The organism is bacterium, from assembly GCA_023382385.1.
Lineage (GTDB): Bacteria > Electryoneota > RPQS01 > RPQS01 > RPQS01 > JABWCQ01.
Window position 1 is genome coordinate 48,232 of record JAHDVH010000003.1, and the last position, 12,852, is coordinate 61,083.

The window sequence follows — 12,852 nt, forward strand, 5'->3', positions numbered from 1 at the left end:
CCTTTATGACTTGCCGCGGGCCTTGGCCTGCTTCCAGCGTGCCGCGAGAATTGGATCTTTGGTCGTTTCGTATTTCTTTTCAAACTTATCAAATGTCTTGGCATCCATGACCGCCGCTGCTGCCACGAGCGCGGCGCCCTGCACATTCGGTGCAGGATGCTCCAGATGCATGCGCACGAAAGGAACGAGGTTCTTCACACTCTTCCTAAGAGCTTCGTCGCCGTTCCAGCGCGTCGCGAGCATTGGCACGGCCAGCAGGATTTGTTCTATGTACTCCGTATCCCGAGTCACCGACGCCGCTCTTTGCAGTTCGGGCACAATTTGCGGCGACTGCTCCGCGAGCGCGTAGACAGCGGCACTGCGTACCGTATAGACTGAATCAGTGAGCGCCTTGAAGATCGCATCGAAGCCCTGCGAGTCTCTCAGCTTGCCCAGTGCCACGATAGAAGAGAGCCGTTCGCGTTCAGATTTGCTGTCGGCGAAATCATTCAGAACCGGAATAGCGGCCATGTAGCCGATCTCACCAAGGGCACGCAGGATCGATGGACGGAGTTCAGAGTAGCTTTCCTCCGCGAGTTTGGGTTCGAGCCAAGCGCCGGCACTTGCCGCCTTCATTTCGCTGACGATTGCCACTGCATTGCGACGTCCATCGAGATGCTTTCCTTCAAAGGCCGCGCGGAGATACGGAAGCGAACTGTCGGGAAAACTCTTGAACAATTCGGTCATTGCACGACGTTCAAGTGCGCTGTTCGTCGTAAGTTTGTTTTCGCCGACCCAACGCACGGCTCGAATGCCGATCGCGGAAAGCGCAAGGCGCGCACGACGGACTTTTTCGCGGTTGTCGGTGACTTCCCACTTCGAGGCATCCTCGAAAAGATCCTCTAAAGGACGGGTCGTATCCGACGGTACGAGGTCAACAGTAACATCCGCTTCACGCGGGCGCGTGCTGTCATAGGACACGTCCACGCCATACCCGAAATGATCCCTGAACCAGACCGTTGAATCGGCACCTGAGTCATTGGTGTAAACGTCCTTTCCCTCGCCATCCACAAACAGCGCAAGATTCCCGAAGTTGCGCGCCGGTCGAGTGCCGCCTTGAGAGGCAGTCGGTTCGGTTACCGCATACAGGTCATTTCCCTGCACATCCACAAATAAGGCCGCGCTGTTAGTGATGGCCATTCCCTGCCCGCCGGATGCGGTGTAGTAGTCATCACCAGATCCATCGCAGAGGATTCCGACGGCGAGATCGTGCGCAGCGCCTTGACTTGGCCCGAAGCGTGCAGTATACCTGTCGTCTCCGGATACGTCTTCCAGCACTCCGCAGGCGAGGTGAATTCCTGACCCTTGCGCGTACTGCGTTGCGCTGTAGCTATCATTGCCACTTCCGTCAATCAGCGCGCCGAGCGAATACCAATAGCCGACACCTTGCGCATAGATCTCCGCATCATAAAAGTCGTTTCCGCTGAAATCATGCAGGACTGCAATCCCTCCGCCGCCACGCGGACGAAAACCCATGGCGAATCCCTGCGACATCGAGCGGTAATCTTCGGGGCGCAGCGGTTCGTGCTTGATGAGGCCGCCTGCGCGGTACACATCGTTGCCTTCGCCGTCCACGAGGGACGCGAACGCATAAGTCGAAGCAAACGCCTGCCCGAAGCCCGCGCCGTCATACAGGTCGCGGCCCTGCACGTCTGTAAAAAGTGAGATTCCGCAGACAGCGGCAGATTGCGAAAACCATCCCGCAGTGTAAAGATCATCGCCAGCGCCATCATAAAGCAGCGAGACACCGCAGAACGACGCCGACTGTGAGAAGGCGCCGGCGCGATAGGTATCATCGCCTGAAAGGTCAACGAGAGCGGACAATCCCATCACCGCGCTGGATTGCGAGAGCCACTCCGCAGGCGCGTAAAAGTCATTACCTGAGTAGTCCAATACGACCGAAGTCGAGTGCCGGATGCCACCGACAGCGGAAGCACAGCGGGCGAGGTATTGGTCGTCTCCACCGAGGTCAATGATCACGGAGAATTCCTCCGTGTAGCGATTCGCACCAGAACCTCCGACGACCCATCGACCAAGCGGAGTCTCCTGATAGAAGAGCACGTCGCCTTCCACGCCTGAGGGTTTTACTTTGGGAGGAACTACGGAAGAGAAATCCGGGGGGTTCTCGGCCATCAGCGCCACTCCGCGGAGCATCGCGTAGCCTGCAACCGACAAGGCATTGCGATTGACACGGGCCAGCAGCGTCAAAACACTATCGGAAGAGACATCTTGCGACGTGTCCGCTTCAATGCCAAACGCACGATACAGAGATCCTTTCAGGCTGTCATCCGCCGTGACATCCTCATCTTCAAACCAGAGCGGGATTGAGAGCAGGAGCGCCTGCCTCTGGTCGGGCGACAGCGAGTCGAAGGCCTGTTTGCGGTAGCCTTCAGCAAGTGTCAGAGCGCTGCTCAATGGTTCGAGGGGATTACCTGAAGGCGCGTGGACTAACTGTGAATCAACGTCCGCATAAACCGCCTGCGGGACTCGAACATTGAGCATGGCCGCAAGGTCCGGGAATTTTGCAAAGTCCGAAAACTGACGCGGAGCAAAGCCCGAAGCCACGAACGCGACTTCCCGAGCGGCGAGCGGCGATGACAGTGCGTGGCGGATTGGATCGAGTAAGAATGTGTCGTCTTTTGCCCAGATGCGATCTGAATCGAATGCTGTTCGATCCAATCCGAATCTGTGCAAAGCATCGTCAATGAGCCGTTCCGGTTCCGCAGCAAGCGACAAAGAAGCTGAGAGCAGGGAGATTAGAATGAGGTGGATTGCCATGTGCGTTCCGCGCGTGATATTCATATTATAAAACAGGAATGACGATGAGGGACTTTCCGGATTGTTGACTGAACTTAAGCGGAGGCTTTGCCACTCTGTTCGAAAGGCTCTGATAAGCTCCAAGTTCGAGAGTGCGGTCCGTCAAAGGCCATGCAGCACCGGTGAGACTACAATGCTCGGCGCGCGGGCATCCGAGCCACGACACCACGGCACCCTCCGGCAGATTCACCTTCCGTGACACTCTTCCACGCATCGGCAAGCCGATTGCATTTGAGAATAGAAAGGTGATATCCAGCGCCGGAGTAGACAAAGCCTTGCTCACCGCATGCAGGAAGTGGTCAGGTCTGTCGCCGTCAACGCCGGCCAGCACAACAGATCGAAATTGCCGCGAACGACAATAGGCGAATGCTTTTTCGATATCTGAGCTGTTTTGATCCGGCACAGATTGAATTCGAGTGCCTGCGGTGCGTGCCCAGTTCAAATCTTTCAGCGTTGCGCTATCCAAGTCTCCGATCACTACATGCGGAGCGATCCTCAGCTTGTGAAAACGGCTGAGGCCCCCGTCAACTGCAATCAAACGACGGGCGCACTTCAAAGCGGTGCGGAGGAGCCTTGCGTGCGGCATGGCTCCTCCGGCAACCAGAAGTGCATCTATTTGCTGCGGAAGGATCGTTTCAATCCAACGGGCAAATGGCACGATGATCAGGCGTACAATCCGCGCAGCTCGGACGCGATTGAGACTCTGCTGATTGCGACCATGAACGCCGCCACGCGCATCGAACAGTTATGCTGAAGGTAGGTGTCGTAGACGGCGTCAAACGCGGAGTTCATGGCGACTTCAAGCTCGTTATTCACCTGCTCCAGTGGCCAGTAGTAGCCCATACGGTTCTGCACCCACTCAAAGTAACTGACGATGACACCTCCGGCATTGCAGAGGATGTCAGGGATGATGAACGTGCCCTTCTTGTTCAGCACTTGATCGGCGTCGGAGTCGAGCGGTCCATTCGCACCTTCCGCGATGTAGCGCGCCTTGACTCGAGCCGCGTTCTTCTTTGTGATCACCAATTCCAAAGCACAGGGTGCAAGAACATCGACGTCGAGTTCGAGAAGATCATCAGGATTCGCCATCTTTTTAGCGAGCTTGGTCGAATCGAAAGACTTCAAACCGTGGTGCTTCTCGGCGTACTTCATAGCTTCGGTAATGTCGATGCCGTTGGGATTGTGATACGCCCCATATTGATCAGAGATCGCCACAACCTTGCAGCCGTCCTGATGCAAGAGCAGAGCGGCGTTCCCCCCGACGTTTCCGAACCCCTGAACCGCTACGGTCAACCCTTCCATCTTCTCACTGTGTCCCGCAACTGCACGGCGCAGCGCGAACAGCAATCCTTTGGATGTCGCCATCACGCGACCGCGGCTTCCACCTATTTCGATCGGCTTCCCCGTCACCACAGCACCGATGGTGTCGTGTTTGTGCATGGAATACGTGTCCATGAACCACGCCATGATCTGGGGGTTCGTATTCACATCCGGTGCAGGAACGTCGCGGTCAGGGCCGAACATGTCCTCAAGCTCCGCGAAATAGCGGCGTGACAGACGCTCCAATTCTCCCTTGGATAGTTGAGCGGGATCAACGATAATGCCGCCCTTGCCTCCGCCCATAGGAATATTCGCAACGGCGCATTTGAAAGTCATCCAAAATGCGAGTGCCTTTACTTCGTCCAAGTTTACATTAGGATGGTAACGTATTCCACCTTTCGCAGGTCCACGAGCAATATTGTGCTGAACGCGAAACCCTGTGAATGTTTCAATTCTGCCATCGTCCATCCGGATCGGCAATGTAACTTCGATACATTTGCGGGGTTGCTTGATCATCGCGGTCTGGCTCTTAGAGAGATTCAAGAGAGCGGCGGCCTCATCAAATTGTTTCATGGCATTTTCGAACGCAGATTGATGCTGAAGACCCTCGGTTCTGGGACTAAAGGCGCGGACAGCATCCATGCCTTGCAAGGCCTGACCAGACTTGACCATGTAAGTCTGGCCCTTCTTCTTGGCAGTTGATTTGGGTTTCTCGATGGTTTTCTTGGGAGTGTCTTTCTTCTTCATGTCGATTCCTGTGGTTCGGAGACCAGGTAGAAAGTGAAAAGAATGTCGTTTGTGTTATATATCTCTTGATTCTATTCGAAAGTAGGCGAGCATCCCGCCGGCCAATTGACCATCCCGACGAAATGAGCTCCATCGACGATCGTTGTAGGTGTCCGGCGGTCGTTGGCAGAAGCGAGCGCACACGACACCCGCACGCAAGAGGTCGATGACAATTGCCGCAAAGATGTCAAGATGAGGTCGCCCGTTAAACGTGGCAACCACGCTGGGACCGAACTCGCCCGCAAAATCACCGGCAACATCTTTTCCGACCTCGTAGTTTCGGGTCCCAATCATGGGTCCTATGGCAACGCGCAAGTCAGATGGCAAAACTGCGAGTTCATCTTTCATCAACGACACTGCACGCGCGGCGATTCCGGCAAGCGTTCCTCGCCAGCCGGAGTGTATTAATCCTATGGCGCGTGAGGCAGGATCATAGAGGAAAATTGGCGCGCAGTCCGCATGAGAGGTTATCAGTGTTACGGAAGGATCGTTAGTAATGATTCCGTCCGCATCAGGGATTCTGGTGTCAGGGTTCAGAAAGCCAGAACCAACTTGTGACTGATCAACACGGAGAACGTGTGCGCTGTGGGTCTGTTCAAGAGTGATACAAGTCTCTGGTTTTAGACCAACTCGAAGAGCCCAAGCTGTCCGCAAACGACATATTTCGTCTTGCTCTGCTCGGCCCCACCCGAGACTTCCGTCTGAAGTCTCGGAAATTCCACCAGTTACGCCAATCCAATCAAGAGGGAGTGCCCAACCTTGAGTTTGATTTTTTGGCTGGGTTTGGGTATCTTTTATGACCTCAGAACTCAAGGAGATGGAAATGGCCTATCAGGCGCTGGATTACTATCATTTGGACGATTTGCTTACAGAAGAAGAGCGATTGACGCGCGACATGGTTCGCGAGTTTGTCACCGATAAGTTGATGCCTATCATCGAGCACTGCAATATTGAAGGGCGGTTTCCCAGTGAGCTCGTGAAACCAGCTGGTGAGCTTGGTCTGCTCGGCGCTCCGTACCCGGAGAAGTATGGTTGCGCGAATCTCGGTCCGATTGCATACGGCCTCATCAACCAAGAACTCGAACGTGGGGATTCGGGGCTGCGCTCATTCGTCTCGGTGCAGACGAGTCTCGTCATGTATCCGATATTTGCTTTCGGAAGCGAGCAGCAGAAAGACTACTGGCTGCCGAAGCTTGGTTCAGGAGAAAAGATCGGTTGCTTTGGCTTGACGGAAGCAGACTTCGGTTCCAATCCGGGGGGAATGCTCACGCGTGCCGAAGACAAAGGCTCGTATTACCTGCTTAACGGCACCAAGGCGTGGATAACCAACGGGACAATTTCTGATGTCGCGATAGTCTGGGCCAAATTGGACGGCGTGATACGAGGGTTTCTCGTCGAGACGGACCGAAAGGGATTCTCCGCGCCGGAAATCAAGAACAAGTTCTCACTGAGAGCAAGTGTTACGTCCGACTTGATTCTGGAAGATGTCGAAGTCCCCAAGGAGAACATCCTGCCCGGAGTGCAGGGGCTTAAAGGTCCGCTATCCTGTCTTACGCAAGCGCGATATGGAATTGCCTGGGGCGCAGTAGGAGCCGCTATGGCAGTATTCGACGAGACGCTTCAATACTCCAAGTCGCGGATCCAGTTCGACAAACCAATTGCAAGTTTTCAGCTCGTTCAGAATAAGCTCGCTTGGATGGCAACGGAGATTACCAAGAGCCAACTTCTTGCCTACCGCCTTGGTCAATTGAAGGCCTCCGGCAAACTTCGTCCTCAGCATGTCTCGATGGCGAAGCGTAATAACGTCGGGACGGCACTGGATATTGCGCGCGTGGGCCGTGACATCTTGGGCGCTAACGGAATTTCAAACGAGTATCAGACGTTCCGCCACATGGCAAATCTGGAATCGGTAAATACGTACGAAGGAACGTTTGATATCCACACCCTGATCATCGGGGAGGACTTAACGGGCATCGCCGCCTACGCTTAGTCAGCAACAGGCTCGCGATCCAATACCTGTATGACGTCGATCGCCATGTCAAACTTATTGAAGGGTGGCATGAGGTAAGCGCCCTGCACCATCTCTTTCGTGTCGAGCAAGAATCGTTGAGAAATCTCGACCCCGACTTTTGCCCCCTCGGTACCTGCGTTGCGCATGCGCTCGCGGATATCCGGGGGGACAAACATATCTGGGATTTCGTTATGAATAAACTCGGCGTGCTTTGCAGAGCGCAACGGCATGATTCCGACAAAGATCGGGATGCTGGCGAATGCAGCGATACGGTTCATGAACTTGTCGAGAGTACGCGGGTCAAAGAGCGGCTGAGTGAATGCAAACTGTGCTCCTGAATCGATCTTTTGCTTAAATCGATCGTATTCGAGATCAAGCTTTGGAGAGGTAGGATTCACGGCCACACCGAGCAGAAAATGAGTCGGCTCATCAAGGTCCCGCCCCGTCAAATCCTTTCCGTGATTCAGCTGCGTAACCATTCGGGATAGCCCGATGGAGTCCAACTCAAAGACCCCTTTCGCAAACGGATAATCGCCAACATTTGTGGGATCGCCGGTCACTGCCAAGATATTCAATACACCAAGCGTGTGTGCGCCAAGCAACTCAGATTGCAGACCAATTGCGTTTCGATCACGGCAAGACACGTGCAACAGGACATCCACACCGGCATCCCGACGGATCAGGTGCGCCATCGCCACTGCGCTCATACGGGCGCGAGCAAGCGGAGAGTCCGCGACGTTGATCAAGTCCACTCCTGCCGCTTTCAGCCGCTGAGCATGGCGGATGAACGGTCCGGGATCGTAGCTACGCGGAGGGTCTATCTCGACCGAGATTTGAAATCTTTTGCCTAAATTGGCTCTGAACTCCGAAAAGGGCAATCCGCGATGCGGTCCCTTTACTCGTCCATCCTCCTCCGTGATATCGCCGTTGACATAAACATGAGCTTTGCCAGGTTTGCGGCCCTTGACCGCATCGGCAATTGCACGAATATGTTCGGGGGTCGTACCACAGCACCCGCCAATCAGGGACACTCCTGCATCAACGAATCTTGCGGCGTACTCTGCGAAGTACTGCGGCGACGCGAGATATAGATAGCGACCTCCGATAACCCGCGCATTACCCGCGTTAGGCTGTGCGCAGAGCGGGACTTCCGAGGACCCCATGCGTTCGATGACATCCAGCATCGGCTGCGGACCGACAGAACAGTTTGCTCCAATTACATCGGCGCCATACTCAACTAGGGCGCGCTTGACTTGCGAAGGCTTATCTCCAACGAGAGTCTTACCGTCTTCTGTGAAAGTCATGGTCGCGACGATCGGGAGGTCGCAGGATTCACGAATTGCCGCAATCGCCTCGCGCATTTCCAGCAGATTCGAAATCGTCTCAACGATGAACAAGTCGACTCCGCCTTCGAGCAGTCCCATGATCTGCTCGCGGAACGCCTCATGCGCCTGCTCTAAAGTCACTGGGCCAATCGGTTCCAACACGCGATCCAACGGTCCGATCGATCCCGCAACGTAAATGGCGTCTCCTGCGGCTCGTCTGGCAATCTGCGCTCCTAATCGATTCAACAGGCGCGTCTTCTCGGCGAACCCGTGGTCGCCCAACTTGAACAGGTTTGCGCCGAAAGTGTTTGTTTCAATCACTTGTGCGCCGGCCGCGATGTAATCACGGTGAAGCTCTTCGACTATTTGCGGATGAGTCTCATTGAGTTCGTCAAAGCAGGAACGATGCGAGAAGCCATGCGAGTAGAGGCTCGTGCCGATCGCTCCATCGACAATCATGACCTCTTCCCGCAGTCTTTCCAACAGTTCCTGATTTCTACGTTGACTCACTTTCACTCACACTTACTTTTTCACAATTTCGGTTCCACGCGTCAAGAGCAATAGGGTAATCGAACACACATGCGCTAGGCTTGCGAAGATTCGCCGCCCTGCCTGGCCAAGAAAGACCAGGTAACGGACGCCAAAGCCGCCCCCGCCAACGGACCAATCACGTAAACCCACCAGTCCACGAAGTCTCCGCTGATCACTGCAGAACCCAACCACCTCGCGGGATTCATCGCTGCACCACTGATCGGGCCTCCCATGAAAGTGCCTGCAATGACCGCCAATCCCACAAACAATCCACCGAGTTTTGGAGCACGTTTATCCACGATGGTTCCATAGACTGCTAAGACCAGCATAAATGTCAAGACGATTTCCGTAATGGTCGCCATGCCCGCCGTTGCACTCTCTCCGACCGCAGTTATTCCGTAATTAACGGACGCAAGATCAAGTGGGGAAATCGCTTTGACCAGCAACGAAGACGCGGCGACTGCACCGATACATTGTGCGACCACGTAGCCTATATAAGTCCCAACATTCATGTTTCCGGAGAGAAGCACGCCAAAACTGACGGCCGGATTCAAATGGCCGCCGCTTATCGCCATCGTCACGGTGACCATAACACCGTACGTCAAACCATATGCCAAAGCGATGCCCGTCAGACCAAGAGCCCCGTTGGTAATGCTGTCAGCTGTAACCGCTCCTACGGCAATAAACACGATTGCAAAGGTTCCGACGAATTCGGCTAATAATGTACGATAATTCATTGTTCGCTTCCAGACCAGAGGTCATCCAACGACCCTGATTGATCAATGGTTATTCTGTCCTTTGCATCCTTGGTAACCGTGATTGCCTCAATCTTCGGATCGTGTTCGAGAATGATAATCCAACGTTCACGCGCTGCACGCTCCAGCCAACGCGTTTTGTCGTTAAGCGTGGTCAGCGGGAACAAGTCATAGCCCATGATATAGGGCAACGGCACATGTGCCGCCATCGGGATCAAATCGGAAGGATAGAACACCGTTCTTGCGCGGTCAGTGATTCGCAGCATTTGGAGTGCCGGAGTATGGCCCGACGTCAAATGCAGATGCAAACCCGGAAAAAGTTCAATGTCGCCTTCGAGAAACTCAAGAAGACCTGCTTCCCGAACCGGCTCATAATTCGCATCTATGTAACTGGCTCGATCGCGCGGATTGCGGGTGAGTCCGTGCTGATACTGCGCGCTCTGCACATAGTGCCTCGCATTGGGAAACAGCGGGTGGGCAGATCCGTCTCGCATCACTGTCGTTCCGCCGGCGTGATCGAAGTGAAGATGCGTATAAATTACGTCAGTCACTTGTTCCGGCGAAACATCGTGTCTGGCGAGTTCTTCAATCACACTTCCACGCGGAAAAGTCATCGCAAAAATTTCGCGAAACTTTTCATCATCTTTATCACCAATGCCGGCATCAACCAGAATGGTTCGTTTAGCGTCCCTAATCAATAGCACGCGTGTCGTCATCTCAATGCGATTACGCGCATCTGACGGGCATTGTTTCTCCCATAACGGCTTGGGTACGACACCAAACATCGCACCGCCGTCCAGTTTGAAGTCTCCCGCGTTCAACGCTATAATCTCGTATCCAGCCAGCTTCATTAAGACATTTCCTCCAACTGTGGCCACGCTTCTCCGTTCCAAATGCGTCTCGGAGCATCCAAAACCATTTGCCGCGCTTTTGCATGACCGCAGATAACTGAAGCAGCATCAAGACCGGCCGCGAGACAGAAGTTCTGCCTGTCGTCATCATGCGCGTCACTTGCCAGAATCTCGATGTGTCCGGTCGCGATGATCTCTCGAGAGAGCTTCTGGATTGCGCTTCCAAACTGGCCGACAAGCGACCCTGCATCCATGCTCAGGATTGCACCCTCGACCCTCAGCTGCCTAAGCTGCTGCTCGTTACGGCAGGCCAATGTATAACGTTCGTGGTGTGCGATCACGGGAATGACACCCCAGCGTTTCGCGGCTTTGACGACGTTCAGAATTACCTCGTAGGGGGTCTGCCGTGGAAATTCGAGCAAGAAGTACTTGCCTGTAGCGTTTAGCGTTGCGAATGGCAGCGCCAGTACTTCTCTTAAGCTTATGCCAAACATGATTTCAGCACCCAAACCAATCTCTACCGGTAACTGGAGCCGAGCAACTTCTGACTGCAGGTTGTTGAATCGCTGGTAAAACAGGTCATTGGCCTTTGAGTCGGACCGATCGTTGGCGTGAGGAGTACATAAGACGTGTGTGATGCCTTGAGAAACCGCACTCTCAAGCATGCGGATCGAAACGCGCAGGTCAGGCGCACCGTCGTCCACGGCAGGCAGAACGTGATTATGAATATCGTACACGCCGCTTAGAGATCCGAATACTCCGGCCCTCCGCCTCCTTCAGGCGGAACCCAGGTGATGATTTTGTACGGATCCATAATGTCGCATGTCTTACAGTGCACACAGTTCGATGCGTTAATCTGCAACTTCACGCCGCCGCGTTCTTCGTCGGCCACCATTTCGTAGACGTTCGCAGGACAGAAAAACTCGCAAGGATTTCCGAATTCTTCGCGGCACTTGGTGCGGCAGATTTCGGTATCCGCCACATGGAGATGGACAGGTTGATCCTCTTCGTGGAGCGTCTTGCTCTTGTAGACGTCTGAGAGTTTGTCGAATGTCAGTACGCGGTCAAACTCGCGAGCCCGTGAAGCAAGCACTTCATCGCGATTCTTTAAGCCGAGTTCCTTGACTTTCGACATATGTGTGTGCGTTTCATCGGAGAGCAGCTTGGCCTTGAAGCCGCGGCCACTCGAGACAAATTGCGCCGCAACTTGAAACATTCCGCCAAAGAAACCGCTTTCAAACGCCTGATGAAAGTTGCGCACTTGCCAGAGTTCTTCCCTCACCCAACTGGCGTCCACGAGGTCTTTATAGATTCTCAGCGATGCCGACGAAGTATCATCACGTTTGAGCGCATACAGAATTGATTCGGCGGCGAGCATTCCCGACTTGATGGCAAGGTGAATGCCCTTCAGGCGTTGAGAGTTCAGAAAACTTGCGCTGTCACCCGCGAGCAGCAGTCCGTCAGCATACAGCTTAGGCATTGAGAACCAGCCACCTTCGGGAATAGTTTTGGCACCGTAGCCCAACATTTTCCCGTCGCGAAGCAGCTCCTTTATCCACGGGTGCTGTTTGAATTTCTGGAAATTGTAGTGCGGATCGGTGTAAGGATTCCGATAGGCCAGATCGGTGACCAATCCAATCGAGATGAGATTGTCTCTCATCGAGTAGATCCAACTGCCTCCGAACAATTGACCCAGAGGATATCCCAATGTGTGATAGACCGTACCACGAGTCGAGAGTGATTTGGGAAGTTCCCAGACTTCCTTGACTCCGAGCACGTAGGTTTGCGGCATCTCGCCGTGCAGGTTCAGCCGAGTTGTGGCTTCTTTGGTTAGCGACCCGCGGGTTCCTTCCGTGAGAACCGTGACACGCGACTCAATCAAGGCTCCGGGTTCGAATGAATTCTTCTGTTCGCCCTGCTTGTTTACTCCCTTGTCGCCGGTCTGCACACCAGAGACTCGCGTGCCATCGTAGGTCAGATGCTGGCCGGGTGTTTCAGTCGCAATCAGAATCTCTTCCGCTTCGCACAGTTCGCCAAGCCACTTCACCAGTCGATTTACGGACACGATTGGAAAGCCGTGATTGCGCAATGGGGGCGGCGTCCACGGAGCCTTGAATTTGCCGGTCTGAGTGAGGTAGTAGATACCTTCGTCTTCGACAAATCGCTCCACGGGAAAGTCACGTTCGCGCCAATCAGGAAGAAGCTCGTTCAGTGCGCGCGGGTCCATTACGGCGCCACTCAAGTTGTGTGCGCCGAGTTCGCGAGCCTTTTCGATGACCATGATCTCGATCTCGCCGGGGCCATTTCCACTGGCATTGGCTTGCTTGACGAGCTGCTTAAGGTGGTACGCGCACGCAAGACCGGCCGGACCCGCACCGACAATCAGAACATCTACTGGAAGAGTTTCACGTTGCATC

The 12,852-nt window shown here is 54.3% G+C and carries 10 protein-coding genes; 1 reads left to right on the top strand and 9 read right to left on the bottom strand.

Translation table 11 applies throughout. The features are described from left to right. Window positions 1-3 precede the first annotated feature (3 nt). The 4 genes from KJZ99_08470 to KJZ99_08485 all read right to left on the bottom strand — a co-directional run bounded on the left by KJZ99_08470 (window position 4) and on the right by KJZ99_08485 (window position 5,775). Window positions 4-2,817 (bottom strand): HEAT repeat domain-containing protein, encoded by a 2,814-nt coding sequence (locus KJZ99_08470; protein ID MCL4305935.1) that lies wholly within the window; start codon window positions 2,815-2,817, stop codon window positions 4-6. Between the two features lie 25 nt (window positions 2,818-2,842). Further along, window positions 2,843-3,442 (bottom strand): thiamine diphosphokinase, encoded by a 600-nt coding sequence (locus tag KJZ99_08475; GenBank protein MCL4305936.1) that lies wholly within the window; start codon window positions 3,440-3,442, stop codon window positions 2,843-2,845. 77 nt (window positions 3,443-3,519) lie between these two features. Beyond that, window positions 3,520-4,818, bottom strand: a complete 1,299-nt coding sequence (locus tag KJZ99_08480; protein MCL4305937.1) for a Glu/Leu/Phe/Val dehydrogenase — start codon at window positions 4,816-4,818, stop codon at window positions 3,520-3,522. A gap of 159 nt (window positions 4,819-4,977) precedes the next feature. Then, window positions 4,978-5,775: a polyphenol oxidase family protein gene (locus KJZ99_08485; GenBank protein MCL4305938.1), complete on the bottom strand. Its 798-nt coding sequence runs from the start codon at window positions 5,773-5,775 to the stop codon at window positions 4,978-4,980. Between the two features lie 4 nt (window positions 5,776-5,779). On the opposite strand from KJZ99_08485, the gene KJZ99_08490 reads away from it, so the two are divergent. Continuing rightward, a complete protein-coding gene (locus tag KJZ99_08490; protein MCL4305939.1) occupies window positions 5,780-6,952 on the top strand; it encodes an acyl-CoA dehydrogenase family protein in 1,173 nt (390 codons plus the stop codon). Here the strand turns inward: KJZ99_08490 and KJZ99_08495 are convergent. The 5 genes from KJZ99_08495 to KJZ99_08515 all read right to left on the bottom strand — a co-directional run bounded on the left by KJZ99_08495 (window position 6,949) and on the right by KJZ99_08515 (window position 12,851). Continuing rightward, entirely contained in the window at window positions 6,949-8,808 is a 1,860-nt protein-coding gene (locus KJZ99_08495; protein ID MCL4305940.1) for a bifunctional homocysteine S-methyltransferase/methylenetetrahydrofolate reductase, read from the bottom strand. The genes KJZ99_08490 and KJZ99_08495 overlap by 4 nt on opposite strands. Window positions 8,809-8,882: 74 nt before the next feature. Further along, on the bottom strand, window positions 8,883-9,566 hold the full coding sequence (locus tag KJZ99_08500) for an aquaporin (protein ID MCL4305941.1): 684 nt from the start codon (window positions 9,564-9,566) through the stop codon (window positions 8,883-8,885). Further along, window positions 9,563-10,435, bottom strand: coding sequence for an MBL fold metallo-hydrolase (locus tag KJZ99_08505; protein MCL4305942.1), 873 nt, complete (start codon window positions 10,433-10,435; stop codon window positions 9,563-9,565). The genes KJZ99_08500 and KJZ99_08505 overlap by 4 nt, the downstream gene beginning before the upstream one ends. Then, complete coding sequence (locus tag KJZ99_08510) at window positions 10,435-11,172, bottom strand: hypothetical protein (GenBank protein ID MCL4305943.1); 738 nt, start codon at window positions 11,170-11,172, stop codon at window positions 10,435-10,437. Before KJZ99_08510 ends, KJZ99_08505 begins: the two co-directional genes overlap by 1 nt. Window positions 11,173-11,177: 5 nt before the next feature. Beyond that, window positions 11,178-12,851: a 4Fe-4S dicluster domain-containing protein gene (locus KJZ99_08515; protein ID MCL4305944.1), complete on the bottom strand. Its 1,674-nt coding sequence runs from the start codon at window positions 12,849-12,851 to the stop codon at window positions 11,178-11,180. Window position 12,852 lies beyond the last annotated feature (1 nt).